Origin of the sequence: Pseudomonas sp. TAA207 (genome assembly GCF_001529285.1) — a bacterium.
GTDB classification, from domain to species: Bacteria; Pseudomonadota; Gammaproteobacteria; order Pseudomonadales; family Pseudomonadaceae; genus Aquipseudomonas; species Aquipseudomonas weihenstephanensis.
In genome coordinates, this window is sequence record NZ_LLWJ01000072.1 from 147,129 (window position 1) to 163,968 (window position 16,840).

Annotated in this window: 16 protein-coding genes; 9 read left to right on the top strand and 7 right to left on the bottom strand. The window is 56.6% G+C overall.

The genetic code is table 11. The annotated features are described in order from the left end of the window. Window positions 1-188 precede the first annotated feature (188 nt). The 4 genes from AP059_RS20400 (at window position 189) to AP059_RS20415 (ending at window position 4,198) form a co-directional block, all read left to right on the top strand. On the top strand, window positions 189-617 hold the full coding sequence (locus tag AP059_RS20400) for a hypothetical protein (RefSeq protein WP_059765785.1): 429 nt from the start codon (window positions 189-191) through the stop codon (window positions 615-617). A gap of 610 nt (window positions 618-1,227) precedes the next feature. Continuing rightward, complete coding sequence (locus AP059_RS20405; protein WP_059765787.1) at window positions 1,228-1,629, top strand: hypothetical protein; 402 nt, start codon at window positions 1,228-1,230, stop codon at window positions 1,627-1,629. A 103-nt stretch (window positions 1,630-1,732) separates the two neighbouring features. Beyond that, entirely contained in the window at window positions 1,733-2,509 is a 777-nt protein-coding gene (locus AP059_RS20410; protein WP_059765789.1) for an N-acetylmuramoyl-L-alanine amidase, read from the top strand. Window positions 2,510-2,560: 51 nt separating this feature from the next. Further along, window positions 2,561-4,198: an EAL domain-containing protein gene (locus tag AP059_RS20415; protein ID WP_256209969.1), complete on the top strand. Its 1,638-nt coding sequence runs from the start codon at window positions 2,561-2,563 to the stop codon at window positions 4,196-4,198. 7 nt (window positions 4,199-4,205) lie between these two features. Here the strand turns inward: AP059_RS20415 and AP059_RS20420 are convergent, their stop codons facing one another. Continuing rightward, window positions 4,206-5,993: a KinB sensor domain-containing domain gene (locus AP059_RS20420; protein ID WP_059765791.1), complete on the bottom strand. Its 1,788-nt coding sequence runs from the start codon at window positions 5,991-5,993 to the stop codon at window positions 4,206-4,208. A 10-nt stretch (window positions 5,994-6,003) separates the two neighbouring features. Beyond that, window positions 6,004-7,350 (bottom strand): sigma-54-dependent response regulator transcription factor AlgB, encoded by a 1,347-nt coding sequence (algB, locus tag AP059_RS20425; RefSeq protein ID WP_059765794.1) that lies wholly within the window; start codon window positions 7,348-7,350, stop codon window positions 6,004-6,006. Window positions 7,351-7,783: 433 nt separating this feature from the next. On the opposite strand from algB, the gene AP059_RS20430 reads away from it, so the two are divergent. The 5 genes from AP059_RS20430 to AP059_RS20445 all read left to right on the top strand — a co-directional run bounded on the left by AP059_RS20430 (window position 7,784) and on the right by AP059_RS20445 (window position 11,998). After that, window positions 7,784-8,068, top strand: a complete 285-nt coding sequence (locus tag AP059_RS20430) for a hypothetical protein (RefSeq protein WP_059765796.1) — start codon at window positions 7,784-7,786, stop codon at window positions 8,066-8,068. 86 nt (window positions 8,069-8,154) lie between these two features. Further along, window positions 8,155-8,319 carry a DUF1328 domain-containing protein gene (locus AP059_RS22150; protein WP_019828122.1) on the top strand — a complete coding sequence of 55 codons (165 nt, stop codon included), beginning with the start codon at window positions 8,155-8,157 and terminating at the stop codon, window positions 8,317-8,319. Window positions 8,320-8,321: 2 nt separating this feature from the next. Next, the gene (locus AP059_RS20435; RefSeq protein ID WP_059765798.1) at window positions 8,322-8,786 is read left to right on the top strand and encodes an inhibitor of vertebrate lysozyme family protein; all 465 of its coding nucleotides are present in this window, start codon (window positions 8,322-8,324) and stop codon (window positions 8,784-8,786) included. A 558-nt stretch (window positions 8,787-9,344) separates the two neighbouring features. After that, window positions 9,345-10,664 carry a glutamate/aspartate:proton symporter GltP gene (gltP, locus tag AP059_RS20440; RefSeq protein ID WP_048402053.1) on the top strand — a complete coding sequence of 440 codons (1,320 nt, stop codon included), beginning with the start codon at window positions 9,345-9,347 and terminating at the stop codon, window positions 10,662-10,664. Between the two features lie 104 nt (window positions 10,665-10,768). Further along, window positions 10,769-11,998 (top strand): nucleoside recognition domain-containing protein, encoded by a 1,230-nt coding sequence (locus AP059_RS20445; RefSeq protein ID WP_059765800.1) that lies wholly within the window; start codon window positions 10,769-10,771, stop codon window positions 11,996-11,998. A gap of 92 nt (window positions 11,999-12,090) precedes the next feature. On the opposite strand, the gene AP059_RS20450 is transcribed toward AP059_RS20445, so the two are convergent. Genes AP059_RS20450 through AP059_RS20470 form a run of 5 tightly spaced genes read right to left on the bottom strand, consistent with a single transcriptional unit; the run spans window position 12,091 to window position 16,697 of the window. Next, window positions 12,091-12,717: an ABC-type transport auxiliary lipoprotein family protein gene (locus AP059_RS20450; protein ID WP_059765802.1), complete on the bottom strand. Its 627-nt coding sequence runs from the start codon at window positions 12,715-12,717 to the stop codon at window positions 12,091-12,093. Then, a complete protein-coding gene (locus tag AP059_RS20455; protein ID WP_059765806.1) occupies window positions 12,714-13,652 on the bottom strand; it encodes an MlaD family protein in 939 nt (312 codons plus the stop codon). Before AP059_RS20455 ends, AP059_RS20450 begins: the two co-directional genes overlap by 4 nt. A 1-nt stretch (window position 13,653) precedes the next feature. After that, the gene (locus AP059_RS20460; RefSeq protein WP_162207803.1) at window positions 13,654-14,445 is read right to left on the bottom strand and encodes an ABC transporter ATP-binding protein; all 792 of its coding nucleotides are present in this window, start codon (window positions 14,443-14,445) and stop codon (window positions 13,654-13,656) included. 8 nt (window positions 14,446-14,453) lie between these two features. Continuing rightward, complete coding sequence (locus tag AP059_RS20465) at window positions 14,454-15,602, bottom strand: ABC transporter permease (RefSeq protein WP_059766210.1); 1,149 nt, start codon at window positions 15,600-15,602, stop codon at window positions 14,454-14,456. A gap of 51 nt (window positions 15,603-15,653) precedes the next feature. Then, entirely contained in the window at window positions 15,654-16,697 is a 1,044-nt protein-coding gene (locus AP059_RS20470) for a DUF5924 family protein (protein ID WP_059765808.1), read from the bottom strand. Window positions 16,698-16,840 lie beyond the last annotated feature (143 nt).

Below are 16,840 nucleotides of genomic sequence, written 5' to 3' on the forward strand. Positions count from 1 at the left end.
TTGAAAATCGGATTCGATAAGGTGAATCCACTCGGGCAATTCGAAATTCACTTTATTCAACAATCATTAAAGAAGGCGCATGCAGATGCGAAGGTTGCCTGTGCGCGTAAAACATCCCGCTGCACTTAGACGCTGAGCACACGTAACCAACACCATGATTAAACATTGAATTTATTGAGGATACAGAGATGGAAAGTACTGTTATTCCCACTAAACCCACCGGAAAGAACGTTGAAAATGCGACAGCCAGGTTTGACTGGAACCGCCCAGATAAACCTTATGAGTTCTATCATGGAAATAATGTAAGCATCGACTATACAGACGACCTTATTCAAATAGTGGTGACGTACGCCGAACATAGATTCTGGCTAGCCGCCAGTATTCCAAACGACTACGCTGACGGCCAATACCAAGTTATAAATTCGAGAGAGTCCAGCGAAGGCAAAAAAGGCATCGTAATAGGGCGTGTTTTGGGCCAAGAGTTCTTTTCGTCTGATCATACCGGCTCGATATCATTCCAGCGTAACGAAAAATTCACCATCACCTTTTCAGCATTACACAACAAAGGTTACAACCTTCTAAATGGCTTTATTGAATTTGATTATAAAGCCCCCTAGTGAATTCATAATTAGCCACTGCGCTCTACGTCGGACCAGGCCAGCAACTAGAACGCGAGTGATTATGGCTCGATGTATAGCCACCGGTGTCGGTGATTTACCGGGGCCGGTGCGTCACCTGTCCTCCTGCTGCGCAGCCTCAGAAGCCCTGGCAGGGCTGAGATGCCGCGTTCAAGCAGCCAACCAGCGTCAGCGCGCTGGTAGTAATGCGCAAGTGGTCAACCCTCACATTGAACAGTCCCGCTGGCGAGCGGCCCCCATCATTCTAAGACGGCACATTAGAGCCAAGACCATTGGCGTAGTGCCCTTTACTCAATGAAGCTGTCGTAGTTTTCAGGCAGCCCGGTAGTTTATTGAGTCCATGAATGTAGCCTTCTTCGCTTTTTATCAATCTCAATCATTATTCCAGTCGCTCACTTGACGCTCATGAGTATGCCTACTTACCTGTAAATGGAAGCGGTGCAATGTGATTGCACCGGCTCAGCCACCCACACTGTCTTCAACCCCATAAACCGCTCAGAGTCCTGCCGGTTGTGTTAAGCAGCCCCTGACCAACAGTCCCGGGACGATTCCCGCTGTCAGTAGCGTGTACAAATTTCAAGGGAATGTTATGAAAGCGCTCATTGCTCTAGTCTCCGTACTAAGTTTTATATTAGGCAGCCTGTCTGTTCAGGCGGCCAGTCATCCCCGTACCTACACAGCAACAATAAATAAAGACGGCACCGTTTTGACTCAAACACCGCAGTGGATCGCGACGGTAGAACATACCAATCAAGAGGATTACGCAGCCCTTTACAACGTCAAGTTAATGCCCTCCGCATTTAAAAAGGCACCGGCCTATTGCAACGTTTCAACTTATGATTACTCCAGTTATGAACACACCCTTCACGGCATCGCAAAGTTATCAAGCAAGCCCACAAAAAGTGAAGTCAATGTGATTGGGCTTATGCTGGGTTTAAACCAGCCTGCCGGCGACTCATCCATGAGTTTTTATCTGGTGTGCGGCCAATAATCATTGCCTCTGTCTGCACGCGGACAGGGGCATTATGTTTGCGCTCACGGGTAACTCAGTGAGGTATGCTGGCGCGTAAATAATTGCCAGTGCTGCCCTGCCCATGAAAATCTTAGTTTCTGTCTTATCTTTCCTGCTGTTGGCCGGTTGCGCCAGCGGACCGCGCATGGACACCCGCCATCCTTCGGTCAACCATGACAGCCGTGTGCAATTTATTGTGCTGCATTACACCTCGACGTCTCTTGAGCACTCCCTCGAACTGCTGACCCACGGCCCCGTAAGCAGCCATTACCTGATTGGTGACACGCCGCCGACGCTTTACAAACTGGTGGATGAAAACCAGCGCGCCTGGCATGCGGGCGAAAGCCAATGGAAGGGCCGTACCTGGTTGAACTCAAGCTCCATCGGGATCGAAATCGTCAACAAGGGTTTCCGTGATACGCCCCAGGGTCGGGTTTGGTATCCGTACACCGAAGGTCAAATTCAAGCCTTGATCGTCTTGCTCAAAGACATCTCCACGCGCTACAAAATTGACCCGCATAACATCATTGGTCACAGCGATATTGCTCCGCTGCGCAAACTTGATCCGGGACCGCTGTTCCCGTGGCAACGACTGGCACAAGCCGGTTTTGGCGTTTGGCCAAATGCGCAAGCCGTCGCCCGCGAGCAAGCGCTGTATGCCAATCAATTGCCGAGCATCACCTGGTTTCAACAACAGTTAGCGTTACTGGGTTACGAAACCCCGCAAACCGGTGAGCTTGACGTCGCTACACGGCACGTATTGGCTGCGTTTCAAATGCATTTTCGCCCCACCCGTTTCGATGGCACCCCGGATGCCGAAAGTGCAGCTATTTTGAAGGTGTTAAACACCGCCAAATAACAGCAGTGAAAGCCCCAGCCACCGTCAGCACGTTATCAGGAGCAAGGATTGGTGCCAGGACGCAGAACGCCGCGCACATTTATCAAGCGTGTACGTAACCGGCTGTATCGCCCTTGGTCGCTGGCGATTGTCGCGACGTTACTCAGTGCCAGCTTTTTATTGGCGCTGAGTGTCCCCGTCGTCATGCAGCAAGTGCACCAGCGTGAGCGCGAACGGATGAGTGTGGATGGCGAGCGCTTGCTTGAACGGCTCGAACAGTTGTTCACCCAGCTTCGCAGAGGGCTGGACGACTTGAACAAGCAACCGCTGCGCGAATGCAGCCCGTTGATGACCTCGCAGCTGCAAAAGACCAGCTTCAAGTACCGCTTCATTTATGAAGCCATCTTCTATGACGGCACGCAGGTCTGCTCCAACTGGCCTGCGAACCTCAGCCTGACGCCTTCGCCGGGCCGTGAGCCCGATATCAAAGGGCCGGTCTATCGCTATTGGCTGAACACCGCTGAACAACCCGACGACAACCTGGCCGGCTTGATGCTGGGCCGTGGCGACTTCGAGGTGACGACATCTCGCGGGCATTTGAGTGATGCGGTCGATCTGCCGCCCGGCGGGAGCTTGCTGGTGGTGGTCGATGATGATCAGCGGGCGCTGCCGGTGTTGGGGCAAGCACAGGATTGGCCGCCCAGCCCCGGTTGGCCGCCGAGCGATGGAGAGGTGGTCGTCACTGACTATCGCGTGCTCTATCGCTTGCCCACCGACAATTCAGATTACCAATTGGTGTTGAGCATGCCGCGTGCCGACACCTCGCAGTACCTGTCGCAGCTGGGGTGGATGTTGCCAGGCATTCTATTGATCGCCCTGTGCCTGGGCGCGCTGGCCTTGCATATGGCACGCCAGCGTCAATCCTTGGGCGGGGAGTTGCAGGGCGCTCTGCGCCGGGGCGAATTCACGGTGCATTATCAGCCCATTGTTGACCTCAACACGCGCCAGTGCGTGGGCGCAGAAGCGCTGATTCGCTGGCGGCATGCGGATGGCACGATGACCAGCCCCGAGCTGTTTATTCCCGTGGCCGAAAGCACCGGGCAGATCCGCCAGCTGACCGATTTCGTCCTGCAACGCACACTGGAACAACTCGGCCCGCTGTTAAGGGCCAACCCGCAGCTGTATGTGTCCATCAACCTGTCAGCGTGCGACGTGATGGTCCCGCGCATCGGCAAGGTGGTAGCGCGCTTGCTGGCCCTGCATGACGTGGCGCCCCGACAGATCGCGTTTGAAGTCACTGAGCGCGGCATGGTTGATGTAGAAATCGCAAAGCTCAAGCTTCAGGCCCTGCGAGACGAAGGGCACCGGATTCTCATTGATGACTTTGGCACCGGTTACAGCAGCCTGGCTTACCTGCAAACCTTGCCGGTGGACTGCCTGAAGATCGACAAGGCGTTTATTGATGCGCTGGGTTATGACGCGGCCAGCAGCGGAGTGGCGCCGCACATTATTCGCATGGCGCACGCACTGAACCTGACAGTGATTGCCGAAGGGATTGAGCACGAGTACCAGGCACAATTGCTGCGCAGTGAGGGCGTGCGCTATGGCCAAGGCTGGCTGTTCGACAAACCGTTGAACGCCCACCAATTTCGCGAGCGCATCACCGGCGGGCGCCGACAAGGCCCACGCCGCGCAGAAGATCAGGTGTGAGCCACGCCTATAACGGCAGCGCCATATAAAACTGCGTCCCCTGAGCAGGACGCGAGTACACGCCGATTCGTCCGCCGTGCAGCTGCACAATTTCCTTGCACAAGGCCAGGCCAAGGCCCGCGCCGCCCTTTTTGCGTCCTACTTGCACGAAGGGCTCGAAGATCCGGCCTTGCTGGCTGTACGCGATGCCTTCGCCATTGTCCTCAACGCTGATGATCACGCGTTCGCCATGACGCCGGGCCTGCAAGCGAATTTGCCCACCAATCGCGGTGTGGCGCAGGGCGTTATCCATCAAATTGTCCAGAACGCGTTCAAGCTGGGCCTGATCGGCATTCAAGCGCGGCAATGGCGGTTGCAGGTCAATCAGGATCTCGACATCTTTTGCCACCGCCCGATCAGCGAAGCGTGCGCGCGCCTGTTCGAGCATTTCTTGCAGGTCGCAAGGTGCCAACGTCAGTTTTTGCATGCCGTTCTGGTAACGAGAAAAATTCAGCAGGTCGTTAATCAGCTGCATCAGCCGCTGCATTTCTTCGTTGACCGTGTTGAGCAAGTCGGTTTCGCGCGATTGCGGGTCAAAGCGCGCCCGCTCCATAAACAGCCCGAATGCCATGTGCATACCGGTGACCGGCGTGCGCAGTTCGTGAGAGGCGCGCAACACAAACTCACTGCGCACGCGCTCAAATGCGCGCTGCTCGGTCACGTCATGCAGCACCATGACCGCACCCAGAATCGGCCCTTTGGGTTGACTGACCGGGGTCAGGCTATACGTCAACAAGCGCGTTTCACCTTCGATATCCACGCTCAGGTCCTCGGGCAAACGCTCCAGGCTCCCACCGCGCAAGACCGTCAGCAGTTGTTGATCGAGTTCGGGCCGTTGCAAGGCTTCACCCAATGTCTGTCCCAACCGCGCTTCGTCCCAGCCCAACTGGCGCTGTGCCACTGGGTTCAAGTGTTCGAGGCGACCTTGTTGATCAATCATCAGCAAGCCGTCATCAATACTGTCGAGCACGGCCTGCAAGCGTTGCTGACCGGCGAGCAACTCGTCCACGTTGGTGGCCTGATGCTGGCGCAACGCTTCGGCCATAATGCCGAAACGCCGCGTCAGCAGGTTCATTTCGGTGGCCGAGGAGAGCGGCAACACCACTTCAAAGTTACCTTTGCCAATGTTGTCCGCCGCTTTGGCCAGCGCCTCGATGGGGGCGCCAAAACGTCGGGCAATACCGTGCGCCGTGATAAAGCCAATGATCAATACCGCAACACCCACCAGGCCCAGCACCGTCGCAATCACCAGTGCCCGGTCGCGTGCCTGGGCTTGGGCATGGTTGATGCTTTCCAGCGCTTTACGATGCTCATCAATCAGCCCGTTACGCAACGCATTGAAACGTGTGGTGAGATCGTTGTCGTTGCTGAGGTTGATACCCCTGTGATGCGGCTGGTTAAAGGCCTCTAAAAAGCTTTGGTAGTCGGCCCGCGCCCGGATAAAACCGCTGGGCAGATTGTTTTTTTGTTCATGCGCAATGCCTTCTTCGAGCAACTTCATGTACTGCTCGGACGAGGCTTTGAGCGCCACTGTGTCAGGCTCGTTGTGCAACATCAGAATCAATTGGTCGCCCAACGTCTGGCGCAACTTCAAACCCAGATCAAGGGTGATGAAGTTGTTGCGGATCAAGGCTTCCTGGGTTTTAGCCATTTGCATCACGCCGAATACGCCGAGCACCAATCCCATCAGCGCGACCGTGATCAGCGCTGAGATGCTCAGAAACAGGCGTGTTCGCAGCTTGATAGCGAGTTTCATCGCGGCCTGCTCACAAGTTGTACTGCTTGCGTTTGCGATACAGCGTGGACGCGTCAATGCCCAGGGTTTTGGCCGCTTGGTCGAGGGTGTCACTGGTGGCCAGCACGGCGCCGATGTGTGCCTTCTCCAACTGGTCGAGACTTAACGCTGCACCAATGCGCGGGGCGTTCGGGATGGTTTGCTCGGCCATGCCCAAGTGGCTCACCTCAACCACTTCCTGCGGGCAAATAATGCTCGCGCGCTCCACCACGTTGCGCAGTTCACGAATGTTGCCCGGCCAACGGTAGTTCGCCAGCGCCAAGCGGGCTTCTTCGCTGAAGCCGCGGGCAGGGCGTGCATACTCTTTAACGAAACGTGCAAGAAAGCGGTCCGCCAGCGTGAGGATGTCTTCGCTGCGCTCACGCAACGGTGGCAAGTGCAAAGTGATGACGTTCAGGCGGTAGAGCAAGTCTTCACGGAAGCGGCCATCGCGCACCATGTCTTCAAGGTTGAGGTTGGTGGCCGCCAGAATGCGCACATCGGCGCGGCGCGTCACGGGGTCGCCCACGCGTTCGTATTCTTTGTCCTGAATAAATCGCAGCAGCTTTGGCTGCAAAGCCAGCGGGAAATCACCGATTTCGTCGAGGAACAACGTACCTCCATCGGCCTGGTTAACCCGGCCCAGGGTACTTTCACTAGCCCCGGTGAACGCACCTTTGGTGTGACCGAACAGCTCGCTTTCCATCAGCTCGGCGGTTAAGGAGGGGCAGTTAATCGTCACACAGGACTTTTTCGCCCGTTTGCTCCAACCATGAATTGCCCGGGCGAGTTCACCCTTACCGGTGCCGGACTCACCCAGAATCAGGATGTTGGCATCCGTGCCAGCCACTTGGCGGGCTGTCTCCAGTACCACCATCATCGCCGGACTATGAGAATCAAGGCCGTCCTTGGGCTTACGCACTTCACCCTCAAGGGCTTCGAGGCGAGCGGACAGTTGGCGCACTTCCAGTTGCTTGGCCGTGGCCAGTCGCAGTTGATCCGGGCTGCACGGTTTGACCAGATAGTCGGCGGCGCCTGCCTGAATCGCGTCCACGGCCGTGTCGACCGCAGAGTGGGCGGTCACAATCACCACACGCATCCACGGCGCTTGAATACGCATTTGGGCCAACACATCCAGGCCATTGTCTTCGCCCAGGCGCAGGTCCAAAAAGCACACATCGAATACTTGGCGCTGCAACAGGGCATCGGCTTGAGCGGCACTGTTAGCGGTGGCGACGGTGTAACCCTCGTCTTCGAGGCAATAGCGGAATGTACGCAGGATGGCGGACTCATCGTCGACCAGCAGAATGCGGCCTTGGTGCTCTTTGGCAGATTCCATTTCCTACGTTCCTTAATGAGTGATGTTGGTTAGTGTCGGAATAATCGGGCAAGTTGCATGATTTTTCACGATTCATTAAGAGGCTAGCAGGGTAGCCACTTGCCTGCATGCTGTAACTGTCTGATTTAACACTATTTAGAGCCGATTTGATTCGACGTTTGCTGGGCAAAACAGTTCTGTTTTTTGCCCCCTCTATAAAAGAACGGTTAGAGGTCTTGGCCAATCGTGCAGAACGCCCGACGCTTGAAGAGTCCATCGTGCAGGATGCGTGTAGAGCTGTACTCACGCCAGCTATAAACCATTGATTTATATGGCTTTTATTAAGGATCACGACTTGGCATGCCACCTGCAATAACTCATGTAACCCAGTCATTCAGCGCTAACGGGCTGAAGGCAAATCCAACAATGACCACCGAGTGGCAGGAGTCTGAGCATGAATCGTCAAGGTTTCCCCCGCATTCGCCTTACTTCGCTGCACCTTCAACAAGGTCTGTTCGCCAGCCTCGCGTTGTTGGTGACATTGATCGGTGGTCAGCAACTTGTGCGTTTTGAACAGGCACCACAGCCGGTTCAGACCGTATTGCATCAAGCCGCCCCGCAAACACACTTCAGTGCGATCAGCTCAAACAATCAGGCGACCAACGGCTATGCGCTGGCGGCTGCCGATGACACGCAAATCGCATCTTCAGACGTGCCGCAGGAACGTTGGGTGTTTTAAGTGTTCACAACCTTGAGGCCCTTGCAGGGCGTTAAGACGCAGCAGTGGCATCACCACGCTTTCCCACAGTAATAAGGAGAATCACCATGTTGAGTTGGGCAATTACCTTCCTGATTATCGCCATCATCGCAGCCGTTCTGGGCTTTGGTGGTATCGCGGGCACCGCCACCGGTATCGCCAAGATTCTCTTTGTCGTCTTCCTGGTGATGTTCGTTGTGTCGTTCATCTTTGGCCGCCGTGGTCGAGGGTAACCATGTTTAGCCGATCCTTTAAGGCCATGGCTGCTGCCCTGTTGATGGGCAGCAGTGCCATGGCGCTGGCCGCAAACGATGGCCAGGCGCGTGTCAACGAACTGTTAAACGATGCTGATTATCGTGATGCCTGGCAAAAAGTGGTCAAAAAAGAAGATCGCTTGCCTGAGTGGGTGATGAACCTGTCGGGCAGTGCCGAACAGATGAACGCAGTCACTGAAGATGACGATCAGTATTTGGTCGGCCCCTTGTGCGAAACCGCTCAGACCTGTTTGAACAAACGCCTGATCGTTGCCGTAAGCCTGGACAAGAAGCACGCCTACGCCATGTTGGTCGAAGTCCCGGCAGGTTTGCCGGCCGACAAGTCGCCAACACGTCATGCCGATTACCGATTCTTGGGCCAACCTGATGAAGGTATGAAAGCGCTGCTCGAAGAACAATTGAAGAAAGACCCTAACTGGTACTGATCATTTGGGCAGTTTCTTCAGCTGTTAAACACCAAAAAAACCAAGCCATTGCCTTGGTTTTTTTGGGTCTTAAAAAAGGTTTTTTTAGTCGTAAAACCTTATCACTGCTCATTTTTTTAAAAACAAATGTGGCTCGGATGGCCCCTGAGAACGTCGACCATCTATCGACTAATAGCAAAATGATTTCTTCTCTCTATTCGATTTGTGTTGTCGGATATTTCTGAGTGCTGGACGTGATTTACAACGTCCCGCCTGCGGCAAAAAGACCTTGAAACAGCCGGTCTGCGGCGCTTATGTCGTCTATTCTGTGACTTTGATACCCCGTGAATTTGAGCTCTTGTCGGACAATATCCATGCCGATTCGGCATAGGGTAGGCGTTTACGGCATTAGACGGCTTCCTCTTGCATGGGAATAGTTGCGCCTTTTTTCGCCTGCCAAAGAGCCTCTCTGGCTCGATTTGGGCGACCTTCTACGGGGGCAGAGGTTGTAGAATTCAGCGCTTCAAAGCGCTCTAGTCTGAGCCTCTTCCCGAGTCCACTTGAAGTAAGGGTAATGACATGAAGAAGGCAAAACTTAGCCTCGCCTGGCAGATCCTAATCGGTCTGGTCCTGGGTATTGCAATCGGCGCGCTGCTTAACCATTTCAGTGCTGAAAAGGCCTGGTGGATCAGTAACGTCTTGCAACCCGCTGGCGATATCTTTATCCGTCTGATCAAGATGATCGTAATCCCAATCGTGATTTCCTCACTGGTTGTCGGGATTGCAGGCGTGGGAGATGCGAAGAAACTTGGTCGCATCGGTCTTAAAACCATCATTTACTTCGAGGTGGTGACCACCATCGCGATCCTGGTAGGCCTGGTGCTGGCCAACGTGTTCCATCCCGGCGCCGGGATCGACATGAGCACGCTGGGCACGGTTGATATTTCTAAATATCAGGCCACTGCCGCAGAAGTTCAGCATGAACATGCGTTCATCGAAACCATCCTCAACCTGATTCCATCCAACATCTTCGCAGCCATGGCTCGCGGTGAGATGCTGCCGATCATCTTCTTCTCGGTACTGTTTGGCCTCGGTTTGTCGAGCCTGAACGCCGAACTGCGCGACCCGCTGGTGAAAACCTTCCAGGGCGTGTCCGAGTCGATGTTCAAAGTGACTCACATGATCATGAACTACGCGCCAATCGGTGTGTTTGCGCTGATCGCCGTGACCGTCGCCAACTTCGGTTTTGCTTCGCTGGTGCCGTTGGCCAAGCTGGTGATACTGGTTTACGCCGCCATCTTGTTCTTCGCCTTTGCGGTACTGGGCCTGATCGCCAAGCTGTTTGGCTTCTCCGTGATCAAGCTGATGCGCATCTTCAAAGATGAGCTGGTACTGGCTTACTCCACCGCCAGCTCCGAAACCGTGCTGCCGCGCGTGATCGAGAAGATGGAAGCGTACGGCGCGCCAAAAGCTATTTGCAGCTTCGTGGTGCCGACCGGTTACTCGTTCAACCTTGATGGCTCGACCCTGTACCAGAGCATCGCGGCGATCTTTATTGCCCAGCTGTATGGCATCGACTTGTCGATCAGCCAGCAACTGCTGCTGGTATTGACCTTGATGGTCACCTCCAAAGGCATCGCCGGTGTACCGGGCGTGTCCTTCGTGGTACTGCTGGCCACCCTGGGCAGCGTCGGCATCCCACTGGAAGGTTTGGCCTTCATCGCGGGTGTTGACCGTGTGATGGACATGGCACGTACCGCGCTGAACGTCATTGGTAACGCCTTGGCGGTACTGGTGATTTCCCGTTGGGAAGGCATGTACGACGACGCCAAAGGCGAGCGCTACTGGAACTCGCTGCCGCACTGGCGCAGCAAGGAAGCCCTGCCAAAAGGCGAGTAATCGCCCCCCGCACGCTTCGCCCCCCAAACCCCGGACTTGTCCGGGGTTTGTTGTTTCTGGGGGTTGGCCGCTATCATTCGCGGCATCTTTAAGGAGTTCTTTCGATGCTTAACGGCCTATGGCTCAGCTTTTTCGTGGTCGCGGCCGTGTCGGCGCTTGCCCAATGGCTGGTGGGGGGCAACGCCGGGATCTTTGCGGCGATTGTGGAAAGCATCTTCGCCATGGCCAAGCTGTCGGTTGAGGTGATGATCCTGCTGTTCGGCACGCTGACCTTATGGCTGGGTTTTTTGCGCATCGCCGAAAAAGCCGGGATCGTGGATTGGCTGGGCAAGGCGCTGGGCCCGCTGTTTAAACGCTTGATGCCTGAAGTGCCGCCCGGTCATCCGGCATTGGGGTTTATCACCCTCAACTTTGCCGCCAACGGTCTGGGCCTGGACAACGCCGCCACTCCCATTGGCCTTAAGGCGATGCGGGCACTGCAAGAGCTCAACCCCAACCCGACCAGCGCCAGTAACGCGCAAATCCTGTTTCTGGTGCTCAATGCCTCCTCGTTGACCCTGTTACCCGTCACCATCTTCATGTACCGCGCTCAGCAGGGCGCTGCTGACCCGACGCTGGTCTTCCTGCCGATCTTGCTGGCGACCAGCGCTTCAACGCTCGTAGGGCTGCTCTCAGTGGCCTTCATGCAGCGTTTGCGGCTATGGGACCCGGTGGTCTTGGCGTACTTGCTGCCCGGCGCGCTGATACTGGGCGGCTTTATGGCATTGCTGGCGGGTTTGTCAGCGACGGCATTGGCCAGTTTGTCGTCGATCCTCGGCAATTTGACCCTGTTCGGGCTGATCATGCTGTTTCTGGTGATTGGCGCGCTGCGTAAGGTCAAGGTCTACGAAGCGTTTGTCGAAGGCGCCAAAGAAGGCTTCGACGTGGCCAAAACCTTGCTGCCTTATCTGGTGGCGATGTTGTGCGCGGTGGGCGTGCTACGGGCGTCGGGGGCTTTGGATTTTGGCCTGGACGGCATTCGCCATGCGGTCCAATGGTTGGGCTGGGACACGCGCTTTGTCGACGCCTTGCCGACGGCGATGGTTAAACCGTTCTCAGGCAGTGCCGCACGGGCCTTGCTGATCGAAACCATGCAAAACCAAGGTGTGGACAGCTTCGCGGCGTTAGTGGCGGCAACTGTGCAGGGCAGCACTGAGACGACGTTCTATGTGCTGGCGGTGTACTTTGGCGCCGTGGGCATCCAACGCGCCCGTCACGCGGTAGGCTGCGCGTTATTAGCGGAGTTCTCAGGCGTAGTCGCTGCCATTGCCGTGTGTTACTGGTTCTTCGGTTAACGAACCCGTACTCAGGCTTTGCGATCGCTGCGCAATCGGACGCAGCCTGCGCCAGCGGCTACGCAATCGCGTACCTCGCCTACAACGTGGGGTTAGCGCTGTGCCTGGCCTTGTTGCAGCACCCATTGCACAACCTGCGGCATCAGCACGTCGCTCGCTTGGCCAAAACCTGCAACAACCCCCGGTACCAGCGGGTTGTTGAGCGGCTGACGCACGTCAAAGCGTTTGGAGGCAATCACCCGCTGGTCGCTGGTGCGCACCAGCCGCGCGTTGTACTGCACCAGCACCTGCGGGTTTTTGCCGTTGTAGTGGGTCTGAAACGCCAACAATTCCCCACCCAGTTCGTAATCGGCCTGCAGGTTGCTGTCGTCTGTGCTCAGGCCCTGAATGCGGCCGTCCTGCAAGAACGCATCCAGCAAGCGATTGCGCAGCAAGACCGGTGCCGGGTCGCTCCAACGCGCACCTTTGTAGTTGCTGATCAAGTTGCCTTCGGGCACCACGGCAATGTTCTGGCTGTTCAGCGCATTGCTCGCCATCGGCTTGTCGAGGCGCAGCGACCAGTTCACTGGCGCGCTGTGGCTGGCAGCCATCGGGGTTTGCGCATACGGCAACCAATACACATCCACCTGCTCGGGCTTGGGCAGGATCGAGCAGGCGCTGAGCAGGCTCAGGCTCGCCGCCAATACGATTGAACCGGCCAGGCGATAAGTACGACTCATGGCGTGAATTCCTTGTTCTGTTCGCGGCCCAGCAAGTAACCGCTTGGATTGGCTTCCAGACGCCGCGATATCGAGCGCAGCGTGCTCAGGGTTTCACGCAGCTCATTGACCGCCGGGCCGAGCTGATTGAGCCCCTGCATGCCACTGTTCAATGATTCCTGATTATTGTTGAGCAAGGTGTTGATGGTGGCCGCGCTGTGTTCCAGCGACTGCATCGCTTGCTCGGCACTGCCGAACATCTGTTTGCCCTGGGTACTCAACAGCCCATTGGCGTTACGCATCAGCGCCGTGGTTTGTTCGAGCGTGATGCTGGCTTGTTTGCCCACTTGAGCCAGTTGCTTAAGGGTCTGGGAAATATCCCCGCGCTGACTGGCAATGGCCGTCGTGGTTTGTTCAAGGTTGTCGAGGGTCTTGCCCACGCGGTCGACGTTATCGGGTGAGAACAGGCGATTGGCGTTGTGCAGCAGCATGTTGACGTTGGCCATCACGTCGGAGCCGTCTGTCAGCAGGCGGGCAATCGGGGAGGGCGAGGCCACGATTTCGGGCAGTTTGCCGTCTTTACCCTTGAGCGGCGGGCTGTTGGGGTCGCCGCCGCTGAGCTGAATGATCGAGGTGCCGGTCACGCCGGTCAGAGCCAGCTTGGCCTTGGTATCGACCTTGACCGGTGTGTTGGCCGCCAGACGGATGCGCGCCAGTACCCGGCGCGGGTCTTTGTCGTCGAGCCGCAGTTCGATCACATCACCGACCTTGATGCCGTTGTACTGCACCGAACTGCCCTTGGACAAACCGCTGACGGCTTCGTTGAACACCACTTCGTAATCCTTGAAAGTGCTGTCCATGCTGGCTTTGGCCAGCCACAGGCCAAACAACATGGCCCCCACGATAACCAACACGCTGAACAAGCCAATCAATACATGATGGGCGCGGGTTTCCATGTCATTGCTCCTTACGCTGGGTTGCCGCTTCATACGCGGCGCGGCCACGGGGGCCATGGAAATACTCATGAATCCACGGGTCGTCGTAATCTTCGACCTGCTTGATCGGTTCGGCCACCAACACGCGTTTTTGCGACAACACCGCCACGCGGTCAGTGATGGTGTACAGCGTGTCGAGGTCGTGGGTGACCAAAAACACGCTCAATCCCAGCGCATCGCGCAAGGTCAAAATCAGTTGATCGAACGCGGCGGCGCCAATCGGGTCAAGCCCGGCGGTGGGTTCGTCCAGAAACAGAATGTCCGGGTCCAGTGCCAATGCGCGGGCCAGCGCTGCGCGCTTGACCATGCCGCCCGACAGCGAAGAGGGGTATTTGTCGGCCGAAGACAGCGGCAAACCGGCCAGGGCCAGCTTGACCAGCGCCAGGTGTTCGGCGTCCGGGCGGCTCAGGCCCGCGTGTTCAATCAGGGGCAGGGCGATGTTTTCAGTCACCGTGAGTGACGAAAACAGCGCACCTTTCTGGAACAACACGCCAAAACGTCTCTCGATCAGCGAGCGCTTTTCTTCAGGCAAGCTCAGCAGGTCCTGACCGAAAACCCTGACCTCGCCTTCGGTGGGTCGACGCAAGCCCACAATACTGCGCAACAGCACGGATTTACCGGTGCCGGAGCCGCCCACCACGCCCAGAATTTCGCCTTTGTACACATCCAGGTCGAGGTTTTCGTGCACGGTCTGGCTGCCAAAGCGATTGCACAGGCCGCGCACTTCAATCACCGCCTCGCGGTTTTTTTGCACAGACGCACTCACCAGCCCATCTCCATGAAGAACAACGCCGCCACCGCATCAAGCACGATAACGATAAAGATCGATTGCACCACGCTGGACGTGGTGTGCGCGCCCACGGACTCTGCACTGCCAGTGACTTTGAAGCCCTCAAGGCAACCGACCGCAGCGATCAGAAAGGCGAAAAACGGCGCTTTGACCATGCCCACCAAAAAGTGCTGCACGCCGATGTCCGAGTGCAGCAGCGAAATGAACATGTCCGGTGAAATGCCCAACGAAATAATGCACACCATCGCGCCACCCAAAATGCCCGCCATCATGGCCAGGAAGGTCAACAGCGGCAGGGCGATCAGCAGCGCGAGCACCCGTGGCAGCACCAACAAGTCCATCGGGTCGAGGCCCAGGGTGCGAATGGCGTCGATTTCTTCGTTGGCTTTCATCGAACCGATCTGTGCGGTAAATGCACTGGCGGTACGGCCTGCGAGCAGGATGGCGGTCAGCAACACGCCAAATTCACGCAGGAAGGAAAAGGCCACCAGATCGACGGTGAAAATCCCCGCGCCGAAGTTGGCCAGCACCGTAGCCCCGAGAAACGCCACCACCGCGCCGACCATGAACGTCAGCAGCACCACAATCGGGGCGGCGTTCAACCCGATTTGCTCGATGTGCGCCACCACCGGAGTGATGCGCCATTGTGTGGGCCGAAAAAAGTTGCGCGTCAGGGTTTGCAGGATCAAACCAATGAAACCCAGCAGTTGCAGGCAGTCTTGCCACAGCTTGTCGACGGCGCAACCAATACGGCTGAGTACCTGAATGCCGGTGTTTTGCTCGGGTTCTTTGACCGGCACGCAAAAGTCGCGCATCGAGGAATAAACCGTTTGCAGCAAGGCGCGGTCGGCGGCAGGCAGCTTGGGCGTGGTCTCGGCCAACTGGCTGACACGTTCCGAGCCTAGCAACTCCACCAGCAGCGAAGCACCGGCCGTATCAAGGCGGGTGACATCATTGAGATCAACCTGAGTGCTGTCGTCGTATTTACCCGCCAACTGGTCGGTCAGTTGTTTGAGGCGCGCATAATTGGCCAGCGTCCATTCGCCACTGATGTGCAGCTTGGCCGCAGTGCTTGAAGTGTCTAATTTGGCGTCGCCAGCCTTAGCAGTAATGATCGTCAGCTCCAAGCTCGGTTCGCGAATACGCAGACCATAGGTAATAGCACAATTGCGTCAGTTTGCCTGACTCGATGCTGAAGAGGATTGATCTGCGTCGGTTACCCGAAAGCGCAACACGCCAATCATTTGCCCGTCTTCGGTCAGCACCCGCACTTGCCAGCGGCCCACCGGGTTGGGCGGGAAGTTCTGTTTATGGGTCCAGGCGCGGTAACCCTCTTTGCGACCGCCCTTGATGTCCAGCGCGATGCGGTCCACTTCCTGGCCATTGAGTTGCCACACGTGATAGATCCGCTCGTTTAGGCCGCGCGGGGCATTGATCGAGGTGTAGGCATACAGGCCACGCGCGCGCAGTTCATTGACGCTGATGTGCTTGATGCTCTCACCGGGCGTGCGGTCTTGCAGTTGTGGGGTAACTGCCACCTCGGTCATCCACAGCGTGGCGGGCGGCACCCATGAACGCAGCCACCAGCCGGTGCCGCCGAGTGCGAGTACGATCAGCGGCAATATCAGCCAGCCACGCAGGGTTTTGAGCGGCAAGCTCACGGCCAGGCTAGGAATGGACAAGAGCACGGCGGTGCCCAACGCCAGTTTGTAGCTCTGGGAAGTGGTGAGGTTGAGGATGATCGGCAGCGCGGTCAGCAGCGCAGCAAACAGCGCAAGGGTGTGCAGCGCCAGATACAGCCAGCGCTTGGGCGCCAGCCATTTGTAATACAGCGGGTCGGTAATCGTCACCAGTGCCGTGGCGCCGAGCAACCCGGTAAACACCAATTGGCCGCTGTTCCAGGTGGTGGTGATGAAGAAAAACGGCAACACGAAAAACAGACTTTCCTGATGAATCATCTGCGTGGCGTAACGCAGCAGCGGCGGCGGGATTTCGCGTTTGAACACCCGCGTAAACAGCTGGGTGAAGGTGTTTTCCAGCATCAGCCAGACCCAACTGACCAACAGGATGACCGCGATCCAGCGGGCCATGCCTTGCTGGCGGTCCACCAGAATGAAACTGCCCACACCCGAGCAGAAACCAAACAGCGCGATCAGCCCTGGATAGCGCTTCATCAACTCAAGGATGCGCTGTACGTAGTGGTTCCAGTTTGGCATTCGGCGGTTCACATTCTGTGTAGGAAAAAACCTCAGCAGAATAGCGTTTTAAGGCTGTCGCGTCCGCGACTACTGATATCTGACGGGCGAATCTCCGCGTAGGCACTGGCGCAGGCTGCGCCAGTGCCTACAAAGCTTCGTCA

Coding starts and splice junctions, on each gene's coding strand:
- AP059_RS20400 (WP_059765785.1), top strand. CDS start 189: ATGGAAAGTACTGTTATTCCCACTAAACCCACCGGAAAGAACGTTGAA.
- AP059_RS20405 (WP_059765787.1), top strand. CDS start 1,228: ATGAAAGCGCTCATTGCTCTAGTCTCCGTACTAAGTTTTATATTAGGC.
- AP059_RS20410 (WP_059765789.1), top strand. CDS start 1,733: ATGAAAATCTTAGTTTCTGTCTTATCTTTCCTGCTGTTGGCCGGTTGC.
- AP059_RS20420 (WP_059765791.1), bottom strand. CDS start 5,993: ATGAAACTCGCTATCAAGCTGCGAACACGCCTGTTTCTGAGCATCTCA.
- algB (WP_059765794.1), bottom strand. CDS start 7,350: ATGGAATCTGCCAAAGAGCACCAAGGCCGCATTCTGCTGGTCGACGAT.
- AP059_RS20430 (WP_059765796.1), top strand. CDS start 7,784: ATGAATCGTCAAGGTTTCCCCCGCATTCGCCTTACTTCGCTGCACCTT.
- AP059_RS22150 (WP_019828122.1), top strand. CDS start 8,155: ATGTTGAGTTGGGCAATTACCTTCCTGATTATCGCCATCATCGCAGCC.
- AP059_RS20435 (WP_059765798.1), top strand. CDS start 8,322: ATGTTTAGCCGATCCTTTAAGGCCATGGCTGCTGCCCTGTTGATGGGC.
- gltP (WP_048402053.1), top strand. CDS start 9,345: ATGAAGAAGGCAAAACTTAGCCTCGCCTGGCAGATCCTAATCGGTCTG.
- AP059_RS20445 (WP_059765800.1), top strand. CDS start 10,769: ATGCTTAACGGCCTATGGCTCAGCTTTTTCGTGGTCGCGGCCGTGTCG.
- AP059_RS20450 (WP_059765802.1), bottom strand. CDS start 12,717: ATGAGTCGTACTTATCGCCTGGCCGGTTCAATCGTATTGGCGGCGAGC.
- AP059_RS20455 (WP_059765806.1), bottom strand. CDS start 13,652: ATGGAAACCCGCGCCCATCATGTATTGATTGGCTTGTTCAGCGTGTTG.
- AP059_RS20470 (WP_059765808.1), bottom strand. CDS start 16,697: ATGCCAAACTGGAACCACTACGTACAGCGCATCCTTGAGTTGATGAAG.